This is a genomic window from Variovorax restrictus, from assembly GCF_051216715.1.
GTDB lineage: Bacteria > Pseudomonadota > Gammaproteobacteria > Burkholderiales > Burkholderiaceae_C > Variovorax.
This window is the reverse complement of the sequence record NZ_JBPJZH010000002.1, coordinates 976,262-993,028: the sequence shown is the minus strand read 5'-3', so window position 1 is coordinate 993,028 and position 16,767 is coordinate 976,262. Positions and strand designations below refer to the sequence as shown.

Below are 16,767 nucleotides of genomic sequence, written 5' to 3'. Positions count from 1 at the left end.
AGCCCCGATTGAAGCCAGCGCGCGTGACGCGGCCGTGAAATGCGTCACGGTTGCGTCATGCCCCCTGCCTAGCATCCGCCCCATCCAACAACTGCGGAGGCTGCGATGGACATGCACCGAAATCGACTGCTGCTGGCCAGCATCCTTCTGACCCTGTCGGTGACCGCCTGCGGCGGGGGCGACGACGATGTCGTCACCGCACCGCCACCGACGACGCCGCCCACCACGCCAGCACCCGCGGTGCCGGCCACGGTCGCGATCAAGCTCATCGCCTTCAACGACCTGCACGGCAACCTCGAGCCACCGAAAACCTCGATCACGGCGCCCTCTTCCACCGGCGGCACGGTGGCGGTGCCGGCCGGCGGCGCGGCCTACCTGGCGTCGGCCATCGCGACGCTGCGGGCGAAGAACCCGCACCACGCGGTGGTGTCGGCCGGCGACATGATCGGCGCGTCGCCGCTGGTGTCGGCGCTGTTCCTCGACGAGCCGACCATCGAGGCGGTCAACGTGATGAAGATCGACTTCAACGCCGTCGGCAACCACGAGTTCGACAAGGGCCAGACCGAACTGCTGCGCATGAAGAACGGCGGCTGCGCCAAGAACACGGCGCTGGAGCCGTGCCAGGTGAACAAGGCCTTCCCCGGCGCCAACTTCGGCTTTCTCGCGGCCAACACGGTGAAGGCCGACGGCACCACGCTGTTCCCGGCCACGGGCATGAAGACCTTCACGCAGGACGGCGCGACGGTGAAGGTCGGCTTCATCGGCATGACGCTCAAGGGCACGCCGAGCATCGTCACGCCGTCGGGCGTGGCGGGCCTGACGTTCAAGGACGAGGCCGACACGGCCAACGCGCTCATCCCCGGCCTGCGCGCGCAGGGCGCCGACGTGATCGTGGTGGTGGTGCACGAAGGCGCGACCGTGACGACGGGCTACAACGACAAGCGTTGCACCGGACTGAGCGGCGACCTGCTGCCCATCCTGGACCGGCTCGACGCCAGCGTCGACGTGGTCGTCTCCGGCCACACCCACCGCGCCTACGTGTGCGACTACGCCAAGACCAATGCCGCCAAGCCCTTTCTGCTGACCAGCGCCGGCCAGTACGGCACGCTGGTGACGGACATCGACCTCACCGTCGACACCGCCACGCGCAAGGTCACGGCCAAGAAGGCCGACAACGTGATCGTGCAGGGCGAGGCGTACACCAGCGGCGCGACCACGGTGGCCCTGACCGACCAGTACCCGAGCTTCGCGAAGAACACCGAGATCGCGGCGCTCGTGACGCAGTACCAGGCCGTCGCCGCACCCCTGGTGCAGCGCGTGGTGGGCAAGGTCACCGGGCCGGCCACGCGCACCAATGCGCCTTCGCGCGAGAACGTGATGGGCAACCTGATTGCCGATGCGCAGCTGGCCGCGACCGCACCCGCGGGCAAGGGCGGCGCGCAGATCGCCTTCATGAACCCGGGCGGCGTGCGTGCCGACCTGGTGCCCGCCGCCGACAACAGCGTGACCTACGGCCAGCTCTTCAGCGTGCAGCCCTTCGGCAACAGCCTGGTGGTGAAGACGATGACCGGCGCGCAGATCCGCGCATTGCTCGAACAGCAGTTCAACAGCGGCAGCAACACCGTCGCCGCGCCGCGCGTGCTGCTGCCCTCGGCCGGGTTCACGTACACGTACAACCTGGCTGCCGCTGCCGGCTCGCGCATCACGGCGATGGCGCTGGGCGGCGTGCCGATGGCCGACGGCACCGACTACCGCGTGACGATGAACAGCTTCCTCGCGACAGGCGGCGACAACTTCACCGTGTTCAACCAGGGCACGAACACGCTGGGCGGCGACCAGGACATCGACGCGCTGGAGGCCTACATCAAGGCCAATGACCCGCTGGTGCCGCCGACGACGACGCGCATCACGGCGCTGTAGCCGGCGCCTACCAGCTGTAGCCCGCCGTCAGGTAGACGCTGCGGCCTTCGCCGTAGTAGCAACCGGTCGACGACAGGCAGGTCGCGACGAACTGCTTGTCGGTGAGGTTGGCCACGTTGAGCGCCAGCCGAACGCCCTTCAGCGCGGGCTGCATGCGGCCGAGGTCCCAGCGCAGCGCCAGGTCGTACAGCGTCACGCCCGGCATGCGGAACAGGTTGGCGTTGTCGCCGTAGGTGGCGCTGGTGTGGCGTGCGCCGACGCCGAAGGCGAGCCCCGCCAGGGCTTCGGTCTGGAACTGGTAGTCGAGCCACAGCGCGGCCTGCTGCTTCGGCACGAAGGCGAAGCGATTGCCTTCGGTGCTCACGCCGGCGGCGTTGGCATTGGCGCGGGTCACCTGGCTGTCGGTGTAGGCGTAGGAGGCAATGACATCGAGGCCACGCGCGACCGGGCCGCGCGCTTCCAGTTCGACACCACGCACGCGCACCTCGCCGGTCTGCTCGTTGAACGAACGGCTCAACGGGTCGGGCGTGAGCACGTTCGACTGCGTCAGTTCGTAGGCCGCGGCCGTGAACAGTGCCCGGGAGCCGACGGGCTGGTACTTCACACCGAGCTCGGTCTGCTTGCCGGTCGTGGGCGCGAAGGTGTTGCCCAGGCGGTCGGTGCCGGCCGCGGGCTGGAACGACGTGGAATAGCTCAGGTACGGCACCACGCCGCTGTCGAAGCTGTACATCAGCGCGGCGCGGCCGGTGGCCTTGCCGTCGCTCTGGTCGACGCTGGCCAGCCGGCCGGTCGCCGTCGTCAGCGTGTCGGTGGCGGTGTTGGCATTGTCGTAGCGGCCGGCGAGCACCACGCTCCAGCGGTCCCAGTGCATCTGGTCCTGCACGTAGAAGCCGGCCTGCCGCCGCTTCTGCTCGATGTGCGTGGCCACGGCGGGCACCGCGCCGCTGTCGCGCCCGTACACCGGCCGGTAGGCGTTGAAGGGCGTGGTGATGATGCGCAGGTTGCTTTCGTCGTAGGTCGCCTTCTCGTTGGAATAATCGAAGCCCGTGAGCAGCGTGTGGCGCAGCGGCCCGGAGCGGAAGTCGGCCTGCAGTTGCGTGTCGACGGTCAGCATGTCGGCCTGCTCCGGGAAGGCCCACGCATAGCGCAGCAGCGACGACGGGTTGCACGCGGCCAGGCACACCGCCTGGATGCGCTGCGTGTACGCGTCGACCTTGCCGTAGCGCAGGTTCTGCCGCACGGTGAAGGTGCCGTCGAGCTTGTGCTCGGCCTCGTAGCCGACGAAGCGCTGGCGGTTGCTGTAGCGGTCGAAGCCCGGCTCGCCGACGAAGGTGCTGCGCGGCAGCGCGGCGTAGCGGCTGGTGTCGAGCGTGCCGGCGGCCGGCAGCACGGGCGCACCGCCGCCGCCGGGCGATTCGAGCGACTGCCACTGCGCCAGCAGCGTGACGCGGGTCGCGTCCGACGGCCGATAGGTCAGCGACGGCGCGAAGTAGTCCTTGCGCTCCGACACGTGGTCGTAGGCGGTGTCGGCTTCGCGGTGCAGGCCGACCAGGCGATAGCTCCACACGCCCTCGTCGTCGAGCGCACCGCCGAGGTCGAAGGCGGCCTGCCGGCGGTTGTGGCTGCCGACCTGCATTTCGATGTTGCGCACGGTCTCGGTCGTCGGCCGCTTGCTGACCATGTTGACCAGCCCGCCGGGCGTTGCCTGCCCATACAGCACCGACGACGGCCCCTTGACCACTTCGACACGCTCCAGGCCCCACGGCTCGATGCGCGGCTGCGAGTAGCCGCGTGCGCCGAAAGGCAGTCGCAGGTTGTCGAGGTAGCGCGCGGGCGGCGTGAAGCCGCGCAGCGTCAGCCAGTCGTAGCGCAGGTCGGTGTTGCCGTACTGCGTGACGATCCCTGGCGTGTAGCGCAGGCTCTCGACCAGCGTGGTGGCGCCCTGCGCGTCCATCTGGTCGCGGGTGACGACCGAGATCGACTGCGGCGTCTCGAGCAGCGGTGTGTCGGTCTTGGTGCCGCCGGTGGCACGGCGCGCGACGAAGCCAGCGACGGGGCTCCTGGCCGTCTCCTCGCCCGCACGCGCGGTGACGAGCACGGTCGGCAACGACGCGGCGTCGTTCGACCTCGCCTCGGGGGCGGGTTGCGCCGGGCTGCGCTGCACGCCATAGACGTTGCCGGTTCGCGTGGCCTGCAGGCCGCTGCCGGCCAGCGCGGCAGACAGGCCCTCGCTCACGGTGAAGCGCCCGCGAACGCCCGGGCTCGTGCGGCCGGCCGTCGTCGCGGCGTCGGTCGACAGCAGGATGCCGGCCTGCCCGGCGAACTGGCTCAGCACGGTGCCGAGCGGGCCGGGCGCGATGGCGTAGTCGCGCGCGGCCTCGGCGCCGGCACCCTGCGCCATCGCGGGTGCGGCATGGGTCGCGACGACGAGGGGCAAGGCAGCGAGCGCCGCCTGCAGCGCGCGCGCAAGCAGGCGGGGGGCGAAGAAGAAATCGGATCGGGTTTGAAATGCAGGCATGGCGGCTTTCGGGCGAAACAGGAGGTGGATATCTGCTCTGCCAATCGAGCCAGCCGAAAGGGAACCTGCAACTGCAAAAGAATTTGCGCTTGGGCGTCAGCGGCCTGCGTGGCCCGGACGCGCGCCGACCACCGTCCACCACGGCATCGGCCGGTGCACCCGGACCGGCAAGGTGGCCTGCAGCGCATCGAGGATGCGGTCGGTGTCGGCCAGCGGGTAGGCGCCGACGATGCGCAGCCCGGCCACCTCGGGCGCGCAAGCCAGATAGCCGGCGCGGTAGCGACCGAGTTCGGCCACGAAATCACCCAGGCGCATGCCGTCGGCGACCAGCATGCCGCGGGTCCACGCATCGTCCTCGGCCGCCACCGGCGCGGGTGCGTCCACACCGTCCGCGAAGACGCGGGCCTGCTGGCCGGCGCTCAAGGTGCGGGGCGGGCCGCGATCGGCCGGACGCGCTTCGACGGCGCCCTCGAACACCGCCAGCCGCACCGCGCCGTCTTCCTGCCGTACGGAGAAGCGCGTGCCCAGCGCGGTCAGGCGGCCCTGTGGCACGTCGACCACCAACGGGCGCGTGGCGAAGGCCGCGTCGTGGCCGCTGCTGACCAGCACCTCACCCCCATGCAGCACGATGCGCCGCAGGGTCGGCGAGAAATCGATGTCCACCGCCGTCGCCGTGTTGAGCCACAGCTGGCTGCCGTCGGCCAGCACGATCTCGCGCCGTTCGCCGGTGCCGGTCCGATGGGCCGCGACCCAGCCGCGCCAGGGCACCTGGCCGGCCACGAGCCAGCCCGCCAGGCCGGCGACCGGCACCAGGGCCAGCGCACGCAAGGCGACGCGGCGCCGGCCGTCGACGGCGCGGCGGTCCAGTGTCTGGCGTGCCGGCAGCCCGGCCAGCCCGGCGAATTCGCCGGCCACCGCCTCGACGCGCTGCCACGCCGCGCGCTGTTGCGGTCCGGTGTCGAGCCAGCGCCGCCATTGCGCGCGCTCGGTGTCGCTGGTCGCGCCGCTCTGGAGCACGGCGAACCAGGCGGCCGCCTGCTGCAGGTCCTCGAAGGCGGGCGTGGGCGTTGTGGCCGAGGCCGCAGCGGTGGTCCTCATGGCTGCGCCAGCAGCAGGCACTGCAGCATCGCCTGCGCCATGTACTTCTTCACCATGCGCTCCGACACGCCGAGTTGAGCCGCGATCTCGGCGTACGTCATCCCGTCGAGTTGCGACAGCAGGAAGGCGGTGCGCGCCTTGGGGTTGAGCCGGTCGAGCATGGCGTCGATGCGGCACAGCGTCTCGAGCGCCAGCAGACGCGCTTCGGGCGACGGCGCCAGCGGCTCGGGCATGGCGGCCAGAGATTCGATCCAGGCCCGCTCGATGTCCTGCCGGCGCCAGTGGTTCACCACCACGCCGTGCGCCAGCGTGCGCAGGAAGGCACGCGGCTCGTCGATGGACTGCGCGTCGCGCGACACCATCAAGCGCACGAAGGTATCGTGCGCCAGGTCGGCCGCACACGATGCCCCGCCCAGACGCCGGCGGAACCAGCCGAGCAGCCAGCCGTGGTGGGCACGGTAGATGGCCTCGATCGACGTCGACGCAGCGGAATGGGAGGTGGCGGACACGGCGAGAACCGCCACCGGCGGCCATCAAATAAGAATGGTTCGCATTCTATGCGGGAGTACGCGCCGCCGCCGCGCCCCGTCGGGTGCGTTTAGAAATCGTCGTCCGATGCAACGTCGTCCGGCATCGCCTCGTCCACCGGCCCCACCAGCGGGTCTTCGCACAGCGCCAGCAGCGCGTCGCAGCCGGCCTTGAGCGCATCGGCGTAGGTGTCGTAGAGCACCGCGCCTTCGACCAGCGCTTCGAACTCGGCATAGTGGTCCGGCGATTCGAGGATGCGCCAGGCGTAGTCGCCGCTGTCGTGCTGATCGACGGTGACTGCGAGCGAGAGAAGTCGGCGTGCCATGGCCGGCATTGTGGACGTCGCATGTGACGGCTCCGCAATCCTGTGGGCCGATGGCAACGCCCGCTCAGTGTGCGGCGATCAGGTCGCGGATGTCCTGCGCATAGGCCTGCAGCCGGCGCGCCGCCTGCTCCCGCTGCGCAGGGCGGGTGGCGTTGTGCAGCCGGGCGATGTTGCCGCAGCCTTCCTGCAGCAAGGCTTGCTGGTAATCGCGCCACGGGCCGGATGGCGGTTGGGCGATGCGCTGGGCGTAGGCGACCAGGGCGGCCTGCACCTCGGCCGGGCGCGCACCGCTGTTGCTGTAGCGGCGCATCAGCGCGAGCGATTCGCGCTGGCGCTGGCGCCGCTCGGCATCCACGCGCTTCGGGTCGAAGATGGAGCGGTCGGCCATCTGGCGCAGCAGCTTGCGCTGGGCGTCGTCCAGCGTGCCGTAGAAGTCTTCGCTGCGCTCGAGGAAGGTGTCGTAGCGCTTGCGGTGCTGCCCCTCGACGCTGCGCTCCAGCCAGTCGCTCGCGTACTCGGCGTTGTTCTTGGCGTACTTGCCCTCGATGTGCTGCAGCTGCGCATCGCCCAGGCCGAGCGCCAGTTCGGCACCGGGGCCGGCCGCGTCGACGGCGGTCGCGAGCAGGCTGTCGCGCACCTCGTCGCTGGCCGCACAGACCTGCGCCGGCGTGACGTCGGCCACGGCCAGACGCTCGGCTTTCTCGACCAGGACCAGCAGCTTGGGCAGTTCGGTGCGGCGGTGGCGTTCGAGCAGTTGCGCGAGCTGCTCCTTGACGCGCGGCGACTGCGCGCCGTTGAAGTCGACGTAGCTGTCGAGCCACCAGTAGCCCAGTTCCGGCAGGTTGTTGTAGGCCAGCTTGACGGCGCTGCAGCCGGACAGCGCGACGCCGAGCACCAGCGCGCAGCCGATTTTGGCCAGCGCGGCACCGCATTTCAAAGGCAATCGCATCGGCGCTCCGAAGAAGTCGGTAGAGATGCCGACGAGTATCCCGGCAGCCGGATGCCCCCGACCGCGAGGGGGCATCCGCGTCGGCTGCGGCCCTTGCGTAGACGCTAGATGAAGGCGACGCTGCTGCCGCGGTTGTCCAGCGCGGCCAGCACGCTCATGCCGGTGATCTGCGAGGTCTTGGGATTCGACGCGGCACTGGCGCCGGCGACCCTCACGGTCAGCGTCGAGGACGGCCCGGCGGCTTCGATGAGGCCGGTGTTGCCGGTCGCGGCCGGGTCGGCGACGAGTTCGACCTTCGTCTTCTGCAAGCCCAGGCCGGCCAGCGCGACGACAGCGGCCAGGTTGGCGTTCTTCGGGTAGAGCCGCGCGGCATCAGCGGCCGTGCCAGAGAAGATCACGGTGCGCTCGGTGAGCGCGTCGAGGTCGAACAGGCCGTCGGCGGGCGTGTCCTTCCACGAGGCGGGCGGCTTGGTCGACGTGTACGTCACGGACGTCAGCCCCGCGCGCCGCAGCGCGAGCAGGCCGTCGAGACCGGCGATGGCGCCGATGGGCAGCAGCAGGCGGCTGGCGCCCTGCACGGCCGCGCGGTGGAGGCGTTCACGAAAGCCGTCGTCGACCAGGCTTCCGACGGAAATCAACGCCAGGTCGACACCGGCCAAAAGGATGCGCTCGCCGTGCGAGATCACGGCGCCGTGCCCCGCCACCTCCACCGCGAGCTGCAGGTCGGCGGACAGGAAGTGCGCGATGTCGGTGCACACGGCCACGCCCGGCGGCACCGCGCGCAGCGCCTCGTCACGCTGGTGCTCGCGCACGAGCAGCGCGGCGAGCGTGTGGCCGCGCACGGGCGTCGACGACCAGGCGTTGACCACCGAGCGGCCGATGGCGCCGAAGCCGATGAGGCCGACGCGGGTGATGTTCGAGGAGGTCATGTCGCGCAAGAGCAAACGGTCTACAAGACTTTGACGGCGCGCCCGATGAACTGGATCGGCCCGGTCGGCCGGTCCAGCGGCGAGCCGTTGGCCGGCTCCAGCGTCAGCTCGAAGAGCTGGTTCGGCTCCAGCGGCGGCAGCTTCTCGATGGGCACGCGCAACGCGCGGCCGGGCTCCACCAGGCCCAGCGACACCGGCCCGCGCCAGGCGTCGGCCTTGGTCCAGAACTGCAGCGACTTGTCGGCCGGCACGGCGACCGTGCCGAGCGGAATGAGGCTCAGCTGTTCCTGCCGGCCGCCGCTGGTCTGCACCACCCAGCCGGGCGCCTTGTCCTGCGGCGCGACCAGCACGACCAGGTACTGCGGCGTGACCGGCGTCTGGATGCGAACGACCAGCACGGCGGCGAGGATGGCCGCCGCCGCGAAGCCGGTGCCGGCCAGGCCGCGCCAGAGGTTCAGGTTGTTCCACCAGGTCTGCACGCCCGACGCGGCGCGCCGCACACTGTCGGCGGCGGCTGCGGCCTGCGGCGCCACGCTGCGCTCGATGCGCGCCCACAGCGCGGCCGAGGGCTCGACCGGTTCGGCCAGCGCGGTCAGCGGATGCAGGCGCTGCTCCCACGCATCGACCGCATCGCGCAGCAGCGGCTCGCGGGCCATGCGCGCTTCGACCTCGCGCCGCTTCGCGGCGGACAACGTGCCCAGCACGTACTCGCCCGCCAGCGACTGCAGGTCGTCGTCGTTCGGCGGTGAGGTGGATGGGTTCGGGTTCATGTCATGCATTCGCGCAGTGCGCGCATGCCGCGGTTGATCCAGGCTTTCACGGTGCCCAAGGGCGTCTGCGTGCGTTCGGCGATCTCGCCGTGCGAACAGCCGTCGACATAGGCCAGCACGATGCATTCCCGCCGGCCCGGCTCGAGCTGCTCGAGGCAGCCATCGAGCCGACCGAGGTCAACCCGCGTCTCGCCGGCATCGCGTGTGCTTGCATGGTGTTGCAGCGCCATCTCGTCCTCGAGTGCCGCGCCGGCCTCTTCGTCGACCGGCACGTCGCGCGCGTTGTTGCGAACCCAGTTCAGCGCCGTGTTGCGCACCACGCTGTAGATCCATCCGCGCCCCGCACCGCGTGCGGCGTCGAAGGTGGTCGCGCGCTGCCAGATGGCGACGAAGGCGTCGTGCAGCACGTCTTCGGCATGCTGCCGCTGACGCACGATGCGCAGCGCCACGCCGAGCAGGTAGCGGCTCTCGCGGCTGTAGATCTGCGCCAGCGCCTGGCGCTGCCCCTGGGCACAGGCGGCGAGCGCAGCGTCGTAGTCGAATTCTTCAGGAGCTGGCAACAGGAGGCCCGGGGAGGAACGGTGGGAGCCCGGATGTTAGTCGAGCCCTCCCCGCCTTTTTCTACTTTCCCCCGCAAGGCCCCTGCCCCGCGCCGGGGCGCTTTACGCGGCCTTCCAGAAGATGTAGTCGGCCTGGTACTTCACGGTCGCCTTCTGGCCCTTGGTCATCGGGGTGCAGGGCATCGACGTGGGGGCGACGCCGCCGGTCAGGGCCACGCGCTGGATGTAGGTCACGCCGGTCATGGCGCCGATGCCCATCGCCGGGTTGGCCTTCACCAGCTGGTACGGCAGGCTGGTCGGGCCGGAAGGCGCGACGGCGAGCTGGGTCGCGGTCAGCTTCGAGCCGTCCATCGCTTCCCAGGTGGCGGGCGGGCCGTAGTACTTGCCGACCTGCTTGCCCATGCGGTCGTTCAGCACGGCGTTGGGGCCGGCGAAGACCCACTCGGTCTGGCCGGGCATGTTGGCCTTGTCGCGGCATTCATAGGTGATGTCGCCCACGCCCACGGTCTCCATGGCCACCTTGTTGCCCGCGGGCACCTGGATGCTCGGCGGCAGGTTGGCCTGCGAGAAGGTCGACATCGGCATGCTCGGGCCCATCGAGCCGCAGGCGGCCAGAACGGCGGCCGAAGCGGCGATGGCGGACACGGCCAGGGTGCGGGAAGAGATCAGTGCTTGCATGGGGAACTCCTTCGAAGTGGTTGCAGTTGCGGGTGCGCAGCGTCTTGCTGCTGCAGGTACTACCCGCGAGAACGACTTCTGGATGCACTCCGTGCAAGATTTCTTTGTGGTGCCGCAAGATCGCGTCGGCAGCGCTCCCGACTGACACGGGTCGCCATGGTTTGCTGCGATCATCGGGGCATGAGCGGCGACAAGCTACCCACCCTCGCGATCCTCCTGCCGTCCGGCCTGTTCCAGGTCCACGTGCTGGCGACCGGCCGCAGCACCATCGGCCGGGCGCCGTCGAACCAGGTGGTCGTGCACGACCGCCGCGTCAGCCGGGTGCACGCGGCCATCACGGTGGACCACGCCTTCGTGACCATTGAAGACCTCGACAGCACCAACGGTGTGTGGCTCGCCGGCCGCAAGCTCGCGCAGGAGCCGTTGACCGACGGCGACGTGCTCACCCTCGGCGACTCGACCGTGCACTTCGCTTGGGAAAACCCCAACGACGTGGTCATCGAGGCGGAGCCGATGCCCTCGGTGCCCGGCTTGCGCCAGCCGGGCCACGAGTCGAAAGACACGGAATAGGCCGGGCGTTCAGCCCTGCTTCTGCACCATCTTGATGATGCTGGAGAAATCCAGCGCGCCGTGGCCGGCCAGGCTGTGCGCGGCGTACAGGTTGCGCGCCATGCCGCCCAGGGGCGTGGCAGCGCGCACCGCGGCCGCGTTCTCCTGCGCCAGGCCCAGGTCCTTGAGCATCAGGTCGGTGCCGAAGCCACCGGCGTAGTTCTTCGACGCGGGCGCGGTCTCCATCACGCCGGGCAGCGGGTTGTACTTTTCGAGCGCCCAGTTGCCGCCCGAACTGCGCCGCATGATCTCCGAGAGCACCTTCGGGTCGAGCCCGTTGGCCACGCCCAAGGCGATGGCTTCCGACGTCCCGATCATCAAAATGCCCAGCAGCATGTTGTTGCAGATCTTGGCGGTCTGTCCGGCACCCGCTGCACCGGCGTGGAAGATGTTGGCGCCCATCTTCTCGAGCACCGGCCGCGCGCGTTCGAGGTCGGCCTCGCTGCCGCCGACCATGAAGGTCAGCGTGCCGGCGATGGCGCCACCCGTGCCGCCCGACACCGGCGCGTCGATGACCGCGATGCCTTTCGCGGCACCGGCTTCGGCCACCCTGCGGGAGGTGGCGGCGGCGATGGTGCTGCTGTCGATCACCAGCGTGCCGGGCGCGATCTTTTCCAACAGGCCGTCGGTTCCCAGATACAGCCCTTCGACGTGCGCGCTGGCCGGCAGCATGCTGACGACGACCTCGGCATCTTTCACCGTGGCCGCCGCCGACGCGGCGATCGGCAAGCCGTCGGCCGCGAACTTGGCGCAGGCGTCCTTCGACAGGTCGAAGGCACTGAGCGTGTGCCCAGCCTTCATCAGGTTCATGGCCATCGGGCCGCCCATGTTGCCGAGGCCGATGAATGCGATCTTCATTGTCTTGTCTCCGTTGTTTTCGAAAGGAAGCGGCTCAGGCCAGCGGGACCAGTTCCGGCGCCATCTCGCCGCGCGCCCGCAGGTGGTCGTCGACGAAGGCCGGCGTGATTTCGGCCAGGGTCGCCGGGCGCCATGTCGGGTTGCGGTCCTTGTCGACCAGCACCGCGCGGATGCCCTCGGCGAAGTCGGCGTGCGCGCAGAAGCCGAGCGACGCCCAGTACTCCAGCCGGAACACCTCGGCCAGCGACATGCGCGACACGCGCTGCCACAGGGCCCACGACAACGCGACCGAACTCGGCGCGCCCTTGGCGTAGGTCTTGACGGCCGTCTGCAGCCACGGGTCGTCGCTCTGCAGCGCGCGCAGGCGCTGGTCGATGGCCAGCAGGTCGTCGCCGGCCAGCGTGGCGTTGATGAGGTCGAAGTGCTCGCGCAGCTTCGATGGTGGCATCGCGGCGCCCTCGCCCGCCTGCGCCAGCAGCTTCGACATCAGTGCCCGGTCGGCGTCGGGCGTGCCCTTCCAGCCGGCGGTCGTGATGGCTTCCAGCACCTGTGCCTTGGCCGCGTGCGGCACCAGCACGTCGGCCAGGCCGGCGAAGATCGCGTCGGCCGCGTTGATCTGCGCGGCGGTGAAGGCCAGGAACAACCCCGTGCGCCCCGGCGTGCGGCGCAGGAACCAGCTGCCGCCGACGTCGGGGTACAGCCCGATGTTGACTTCGGGCATCGCGACGCGGCTGCCTTCGGTCACCACGCGGTGCGAGCAACCGGCCATCAGGCCGACGCCGCCGCCCATCACGATGCCGTGGCCCCAGCAGACGAAGGGCTTCGGGAAGGTATGAATAAGGTAGTCGAGCTCGTATTCCTCGCCGAAGAAGCGCTCGGCGTATGCGTTGCGCTCGGCCTTGCAGTCCAGCAGCGTCTGGTAGAGCTGGCGCAGGTCGCCGCCGGCGCAGAAGGCTTTCTCGCCGGCCGCGTCCATCAGCACGCCGACGATGCCGGCGTCGGCCGCCCATTCGCGCAATTGCGGCGTGAGCAGGCGCACCATGTCGACCGACAGCGCGTTGAGCGAGGCCGGCGCGTTGAGCGTGGCCACGCCGAAGCGCTGGCCGTTGGCGGTGGGGAGTTCCTTGAAGAGGACGACGGGTTCGGTCATGGCGTTTTCTTGAATGAGAGACGAACGGCGATTCTTACCGGATGTCCGAGTCGCCTTCGAGCAGCTTGCGGGCAATGATGACTCGCATGATTTCGTTGGTGCCTTCGAGGATCTGGTGCACCCGCGTGTCGCGCACCAGCCGCTCCAGCGGAAACTCGGCCAGGTAGCCGTAGCCGCCGTGCAGCTGCAGCGCGTCGTTGCAGACATTGAAGCCGGCATCGGTTGCGAAGCGCTTGGCCATCGCGCAGTAGGTGGACGCATCAGGGTGCGCCGCGTCGAGCTTGCTCGCGGCCATGCGCACCATCTGCCGCGCGGCGACCAGTTCGGTCGCCATGTCGGCCAGCTTGAACTGCAGCGCCTGGAAGCTCGCGAGCGGCTTGCCGAACTGGTGGCGGTCGTGCAGGTAGGTGCGCGCGGCGTTCAGCGCACCCTGCGCCGCGCCGACCGAACAGGTCGCGATGTTGATGCGCCCGCCGTCGAGCCCCTTCATCGCGATGCGAAAGCCCTCGCCTTCGCTGCCGAGCAGGTGGTCAGCGGGCACGCGCACGTTGTCGAAGGCGATGGTGCGCGTGGGCTGGCTGTTCCAGCCCATCTTGTGTTCCTTCTTGCCGTAGCTGATGCCGGGCGCGTCAGCCGGCACTGCGAAGGCCGAGATGCCGCCCGCGCCGCCACCGCCGGTGCGCGCCATCAACACCAGCACGTCGGTCGCGCCAGCGCCGCTGATGAAGGCCTTGCCGCCGTTGATGACGTACTCGCCGCCTTGCAGTTCGGCGCGGGTCTTGAGCGAGCCCGCGTCCGACCCTGCGCCGGGCTCGGTGAGGCAGTAGGACGCCAGCTTGCGCCCGCTCGTCAGGTCGTCGCCCCAGGTCTTGCAGACCGCCTCGGTGCCCCAGGTGCCGAGCATCCAGGTCGCCATGTTGTGGATGGTGATGAAGGCGGTGGTCGACGGGTCGACCGCGGCCATCTCCTCGAACACCAGCGTGGCGTCGAGCCTCGGCAGCGCGAGGCCGCCGATGCGCTCGGGCGCGTAAAGGCCGCAGAAGCCGAGTTCGCCCGCCTTGGCGATGGCGTCCTTCGGGAAGAACGCTTCGGCGTCCCAGCGCGCGGCGTGGGGCGCGAATTCAGCGGCAGCGAATTCGCGCGCGGTGTCTGCAAAGGCGCGCTGCTCTTCAGTGAGTTCGAAGTCCATTCGAACGAGGTTACTTCAGGCTGATCGTGGTGTTGACGCCCTGGCTCACCGTGCTGTCGTCGAACCAGCGCGCGGTCACTGTCTTGGTCTGCGTGTAGAACATGATGACCTGCTTGCCGTACGGCCCGAGGTCGCCGAGCTTCGACGCGCGCGAGCCGGTGAACGAGAACATCGGCACCGGCACCGGGATCGGCACGTTGATGCCGACCTGGCCCACATCGATCTCTTCCTGGAACTTGCGTGCCGCCGCACCCGACTGCGTGAAGATGGCGGTGCCGTTGCCGTTCGGGTTGGCATTGATCAGCGCGATGGCTTCGTCGATCGTTGCGGCGTTCGCCAGGCACAGCACCGGGCCGAAGATTTCCTGCTCGTAGATCACCATGCCGGGCTTCACGTCGGCGAAGACGGTCGGGCCGACGAAGTTGCCCTTCTCGTAGCCGGGCACGTTCGGCTTGCGGCCGTCGAGCGCCAGCGTGGCACCGTCGGCGATGCCGCGTTCGATGAGGCCATTGACCCGCTCGTGCGCCGCGCAGGAAACCAGCGGCCCCACGTCGACGCCCTTCTCCGTGCCTGCGCCGATCTTTAGCGTCTTGGCCTTGGCGACCAGCTCGGGCACCCAGTTCTGCGCATCACCCACCAGCACCGCGACCGACACCGCCATGCAGCGCTGGCCCGCCGCGCCGAATCCTGCCCCGGCCAGTGCGTTGAGCGTCTGCTCCTTGTTCGCGTCGGGCATGACGATGGCGTGGTTCTTCGCGCCCATCATGCATTGCACGCGCTTGCCGGTCGGGATGGCGCGGTTGTAGACATGCGTGCCGACCTTGGTCGAGCCGACGAAGCTGATCGCCTTGATGTCCTTGTGATCGCAAATGGCGTTGACCACCGCCTCGCCGCCGTGGATCACGTTCAGCACGCCGGCCGGAATGCCCGCCTGCAGCGCGAGTTCGCACAGCCGCATCGTCACCATCGGGTCCTGCTCCGACGGCTTCAGCACGAAGGTGTTGCCGGTGACGATCGCCATCGGGAACATCCACAGCGGGATCATCGCGGGGAAGTTGAAGGGCGTGATGCCCGCGCACACGCCCAGTGGCTGCAGCAACGTGTACGTGTCGACGCCGTTGGCCACGTTGTTGGCCATCTCGCCCAGTTGCAGGTTGCCGATGGCCGATGCGTGCTCGACCACTTCGAGGCCACGGAACACATCGCCCTCGGCATCGGGCAGTGTCTTGCCCTGCTCGGCCGTGAGGATAGCGGCCAGCTCGCCGATGTTCTCGCGGATGAGCTGCTGGTACTTCAGGAAGATGCGGGCGCGCGCGCCGATCGGCGTCTTCTTCCAGGTCTTGAAGGCGTCCTTGGCAGAGGCAACCGCGGCATCGACCTCGGCGGGCGTGGCGAACGGCACGCGGGCCAGCACCTCCTGCGTCGCGGGGTTGACGACATCGCGCCACTCGGTGGTCTTCGACTCGACGAACTCGCCGCCGATGAGCAGCTTGACGGTGGCGACCTGGGTGGTCGGCTTGACTTTGGCATCCATGAATTTGTCTCCTTGTAGATCTGGGGCCGGATGGCGGCAAACGGACGATGCTAGCTTTGCACTTTTGCGATAGCAATAGACAAATACGCACCTGCGATCTGCATAATTGCGCACCTCAAGAAAGTGACGACATGAGCGAGCTGATCCTGTACCAAAGCGACGATGGCCAAGCCCGTGTACAGCTTCGGGCACTCGATGGCAGCGTCTGGCTGGCGCAGCTTGAGATTGCCGAGTTGTTCGCGACGACCAAGCAGAACGTCAGCCTGCACGTGCGCAACATCCTTAAAGAACGCGAGCTGGCGGAGGATTCAGTTGTCAAGGAATCCTTGACAACTGCCGCTGATGGAAAAGGGTACCGAACCAAGCTGTACCGGCTGGAAATGATTCTGGCCGTGGGCTATCGCGTCAAGGGGCCGCGTGGCACCCAGTTTCGCCAATGGGCCACAGCGCACCTGAGCGAGTACCTGGTCAAAGGCTTCGTCATGGACGACGAGCGTCTGAAGAACCCCGACGGCTGGGATCATTTCGACGAATTGTTGGCACGCATCCGCGAGATTCGTGCCTCGGAAAAACGCTTCTATCAAAAGGTGCGCGACCTTTTCTCGCTGAGTGCAGACTACCGCGCCGACGACACCTCGGCCCAGCTCTTTTTCGCCGAGGTCCAGAACAAGCTGCTGTATGCCGTCACTCGAAAGACCGCGGCAGAGATCGTGGTTGCCCGTGCGGATCCCGCGCAGCCCAATATGGCGCTCAGCACCTGGAGCGGTTCACGTGTGCGCAGGCACGACGTGATCGTTGCGAAAAACTACCTCAGCACCGACGAGATCGACACGCTCAATCGCCTCGTCGTCATCTTTCTGGAACAGGCCGAGTTGCGGGCCAAAGATCGCAAAGAGCTGACGCTGGACTACTGGCGCAACAACGTCGATCGGCTGCTCGACTTCAACGACCGCCCGCTACTCAAGAACAACGGGAGCGTCAGTGCGGAGCAGATGAAAACCATTGCGCAAGACCGTTATGACACCTTCGACGCACGCCGTCGCAGCTCGGAGTTCGCAGCGGAAGATGCAGCAGATCTGAGGATCCTTGAAGACGTCGAGAAGCAAATGAAGAAGACGGGGCCAGCGCCTTGAACTGTATCGAGTGCCCCGA

16 protein-coding genes are annotated in these 16,767 nt (G+C 68.7%); 3 read left to right on the top strand and 13 right to left on the bottom strand.

Annotated features, from left to right (window positions below; translation table 11 throughout):
- The first annotated feature begins 105 nt into the window (after positions 1–105).
- Positions 106–1,920 (top strand): bifunctional metallophosphatase/5'-nucleotidase, encoded by a 1,815-nt coding sequence (locus tag ACSFA0_RS19300; RefSeq protein WP_435451872.1) that lies wholly within the window; start codon positions 106–108, stop codon positions 1,918–1,920.
- A gap of 7 nt (positions 1,921–1,927) precedes the next feature.
- Here the strand turns inward: ACSFA0_RS19300 and ACSFA0_RS19295 are convergent, their stop codons facing one another.
- From ACSFA0_RS19295 to ACSFA0_RS19255, 9 genes are all read right to left on the bottom strand, one after another.
- Positions 1,928–4,438, bottom strand: coding sequence for a TonB-dependent siderophore receptor (locus ACSFA0_RS19295; protein WP_435451871.1), 2,511 nt, complete (start codon positions 4,436–4,438; stop codon positions 1,928–1,930).
- Positions 4,439–4,534: 96 nt separating this feature from the next.
- On the bottom strand, positions 4,535–5,536 hold the full coding sequence (locus ACSFA0_RS19290) for a FecR domain-containing protein (RefSeq protein ID WP_435451870.1): 1,002 nt from the start codon (positions 5,534–5,536) through the stop codon (positions 4,535–4,537).
- Positions 5,533–6,045, bottom strand: coding sequence for a sigma-70 family RNA polymerase sigma factor (locus tag ACSFA0_RS19285; protein WP_435451869.1), 513 nt, complete (start codon positions 6,043–6,045; stop codon positions 5,533–5,535). The genes ACSFA0_RS19290 and ACSFA0_RS19285 overlap by 4 nt, the downstream gene beginning before the upstream one ends.
- Before the next feature lie 89 nt (positions 6,046–6,134).
- Positions 6,135–6,389 (bottom strand): hypothetical protein, encoded by a 255-nt coding sequence (locus ACSFA0_RS19280; protein ID WP_435451868.1) that lies wholly within the window; start codon positions 6,387–6,389, stop codon positions 6,135–6,137.
- Positions 6,390–6,453: 64 nt separating this feature from the next.
- Positions 6,454–7,338 (bottom strand): DUF6279 family lipoprotein, encoded by an 885-nt coding sequence (locus tag ACSFA0_RS19275; protein WP_435451867.1) that lies wholly within the window; start codon positions 7,336–7,338, stop codon positions 6,454–6,456.
- Positions 7,339–7,442: 104 nt separating this feature from the next.
- Complete coding sequence (locus ACSFA0_RS19270) at positions 7,443–8,267, bottom strand: aspartate dehydrogenase (RefSeq protein WP_435451866.1); 825 nt, start codon at positions 8,265–8,267, stop codon at positions 7,443–7,445.
- A 20-nt stretch (positions 8,268–8,287) separates the two neighbouring features.
- Entirely contained in the window at positions 8,288–9,037 is a 750-nt protein-coding gene (locus ACSFA0_RS19265; RefSeq protein WP_435451865.1) for an anti-sigma factor, read from the bottom strand.
- Positions 9,034–9,600 (bottom strand): sigma-70 family RNA polymerase sigma factor, encoded by a 567-nt coding sequence (locus tag ACSFA0_RS19260; protein ID WP_435451935.1) that lies wholly within the window; start codon positions 9,598–9,600, stop codon positions 9,034–9,036. The genes ACSFA0_RS19265 and ACSFA0_RS19260 overlap by 4 nt, the downstream gene beginning before the upstream one ends.
- A 99-nt stretch (positions 9,601–9,699) precedes the next feature.
- Positions 9,700–10,275 (bottom strand): DUF3455 domain-containing protein, encoded by a 576-nt coding sequence (locus tag ACSFA0_RS19255; protein WP_435451864.1) that lies wholly within the window; start codon positions 10,273–10,275, stop codon positions 9,700–9,702.
- Positions 10,276–10,455: 180 nt separating this feature from the next.
- Between ACSFA0_RS19255 and ACSFA0_RS19250 the strand changes: the two genes are divergently transcribed.
- Positions 10,456–10,845, top strand: a complete 390-nt coding sequence (locus tag ACSFA0_RS19250) for an FHA domain-containing protein (RefSeq protein ID WP_435451863.1) — start codon at positions 10,456–10,458, stop codon at positions 10,843–10,845.
- 9 nt (positions 10,846–10,854) lie between these two features.
- Here ACSFA0_RS19250 and mmsB read toward each other — a convergent pair whose 3' ends face one another.
- The 4 genes from mmsB to ACSFA0_RS19230 are packed head-to-tail and all read right to left on the bottom strand — an operon-like array spanning position 10,855 to position 15,615.
- Positions 10,855–11,742 (bottom strand): 3-hydroxyisobutyrate dehydrogenase, encoded by an 888-nt coding sequence (gene mmsB / locus ACSFA0_RS19245; protein ID WP_435451862.1) that lies wholly within the window; start codon positions 11,740–11,742, stop codon positions 10,855–10,857.
- A gap of 34 nt (positions 11,743–11,776) precedes the next feature.
- A complete protein-coding gene (locus ACSFA0_RS19240) occupies positions 11,777–12,892 on the bottom strand; it encodes an enoyl-CoA hydratase/isomerase family protein (protein WP_435451861.1) in 1,116 nt (371 codons plus the stop codon).
- Between the two features lie 34 nt (positions 12,893–12,926).
- Positions 12,927–14,081, bottom strand: a complete 1,155-nt coding sequence (locus ACSFA0_RS19235; RefSeq protein WP_435451860.1) for an acyl-CoA dehydrogenase family protein — start codon at positions 14,079–14,081, stop codon at positions 12,927–12,929.
- Positions 14,082–14,091: 10 nt separating this feature from the next.
- Entirely contained in the window at positions 14,092–15,615 is a 1,524-nt protein-coding gene (locus tag ACSFA0_RS19230) for a CoA-acylating methylmalonate-semialdehyde dehydrogenase (protein ID WP_435451859.1), read from the bottom strand.
- Between the two features lie 131 nt (positions 15,616–15,746).
- Here ACSFA0_RS19230 and ACSFA0_RS19225 point away from each other — a divergent pair, with 131 nt between their 5' ends.
- Positions 15,747–16,748 carry a virulence RhuM family protein gene (locus ACSFA0_RS19225; RefSeq protein WP_435451858.1) on the top strand — a complete coding sequence of 334 codons (1,002 nt, stop codon included), beginning with the start codon at positions 15,747–15,749 and terminating at the stop codon, positions 16,746–16,748.
- The last annotated feature ends 19 nt before the right edge of the window (positions 16,749–16,767 follow it).

Excerpts from the sequence above, each read along its gene's own strand:
- ACSFA0_RS19300 (WP_435451872.1), top strand. The coding sequence starts at position 106 with ATGGACATGCACCGAAATCGACTGCTGCTGGCCAGCATCCTTCTGACC.
- ACSFA0_RS19295 (WP_435451871.1), bottom strand. The coding sequence starts at position 4,438 with ATGCCTGCATTTCAAACCCGATCCGATTTCTTCTTCGCCCCCCGCCTG.
- ACSFA0_RS19290 (WP_435451870.1), bottom strand. The coding sequence starts at position 5,536 with ATGAGGACCACCGCTGCGGCCTCGGCCACAACGCCCACGCCCGCCTTC.
- ACSFA0_RS19280 (WP_435451868.1), bottom strand. The coding sequence starts at position 6,389 with ATGGCACGCCGACTTCTCTCGCTCGCAGTCACCGTCGATCAGCACGAC.
- ACSFA0_RS19275 (WP_435451867.1), bottom strand. The coding sequence starts at position 7,338 with ATGCGATTGCCTTTGAAATGCGGTGCCGCGCTGGCCAAAATCGGCTGC.
- ACSFA0_RS19270 (WP_435451866.1), bottom strand. The coding sequence starts at position 8,267 with ATGACCTCCTCGAACATCACCCGCGTCGGCCTCATCGGCTTCGGCGCC.
- ACSFA0_RS19265 (WP_435451865.1), bottom strand. The coding sequence starts at position 9,037 with ATGAACCCGAACCCATCCACCTCACCGCCGAACGACGACGACCTGCAG.
- ACSFA0_RS19255 (WP_435451864.1), bottom strand. The coding sequence starts at position 10,275 with ATGCAAGCACTGATCTCTTCCCGCACCCTGGCCGTGTCCGCCATCGCC.
- ACSFA0_RS19250 (WP_435451863.1), top strand. The coding sequence starts at position 10,456 with ATGAGCGGCGACAAGCTACCCACCCTCGCGATCCTCCTGCCGTCCGGC.
- mmsB (WP_435451862.1), bottom strand. The coding sequence starts at position 11,742 with ATGAAGATCGCATTCATCGGCCTCGGCAACATGGGCGGCCCGATGGCC.
- ACSFA0_RS19240 (WP_435451861.1), bottom strand. The coding sequence starts at position 12,892 with ATGACCGAACCCGTCGTCCTCTTCAAGGAACTCCCCACCGCCAACGGC.
- ACSFA0_RS19235 (WP_435451860.1), bottom strand. The coding sequence starts at position 14,081 with ATGGACTTCGAACTCACTGAAGAGCAGCGCGCCTTTGCAGACACCGCG.
- ACSFA0_RS19230 (WP_435451859.1), bottom strand. The coding sequence starts at position 15,615 with ATGGATGCCAAAGTCAAGCCGACCACCCAGGTCGCCACCGTCAAGCTG.
- ACSFA0_RS19225 (WP_435451858.1), top strand. The coding sequence starts at position 15,747 with ATGAGCGAGCTGATCCTGTACCAAAGCGACGATGGCCAAGCCCGTGTA.